The sequence below is a fragment of the Candidatus Stoquefichus massiliensis AP9 genome, assembly GCF_000455285.1.
Classification (GTDB): domain Bacteria; phylum Bacillota_I; class Bacilli_A; order Erysipelotrichales; family Coprobacillaceae; genus Stoquefichus; species Stoquefichus massiliensis.
This window is the reverse complement of sequence record NZ_HG005285.1, coordinates 146,250-146,794: the sequence shown is the minus strand read 5'-3', so window position 1 is coordinate 146,794 and position 545 is coordinate 146,250. Positions and strand designations below refer to the sequence as shown.

Genomic DNA, 545 nt, shown 5'->3' with positions numbered 1-545 from the left:
ACTTAGAAAACAGCAGATGCAAAACAGGCAGAAGCAGATGCGGCTTATAAAATTCAAGAAGAACAGTCTCGTAAATCTATTGAAATTGCAACAGCAGATGCTAATATCATGAGACAGGAAAAAGAAATTGAATTGAGACGTAAAGATGTTGAAGTTACTGAACAGGAATTAGATGCAAAGATTAAAAAACAAGCAGAAGCTGAAAAATTTGCTACACAGCAAAGAGCTGAGGCAGAACTTTATAAACGTCAAAAAGATGCAGAGGCACAATTGTTTGAAAGACAAAGAGAGGCTGAAGCACAAAAAGCTCAGGCAGAGGCTGTAAAATATCAAATGGAACAGGAAGCTGCTGGTATTCAGGCTAAAGGTGAAGCAGAGGCGAAAGCTATCGAAGCCAAAGGTATAGCTGAAGCCGAAGCATTAAATAAGAAAGCTGAAGCAATGAAGAAATATGGTGAAGCGGCAGTTATGGAAATGTATTTCAATATGTTACCAAAAGCAGTTGAAGCAGCGGCTAAACCATTACAAAATGTCGATAAGATTAT

General features: G+C 38.0%; 1 pseudogene. It reads left to right on the top strand.

The features are described from left to right. Positions 1-108: 108 nt before the first annotated feature. Positions 109-545: pseudogene (locus BN350_RS21230) on the top strand (flotillin domain-containing protein); the annotation flags it as partial.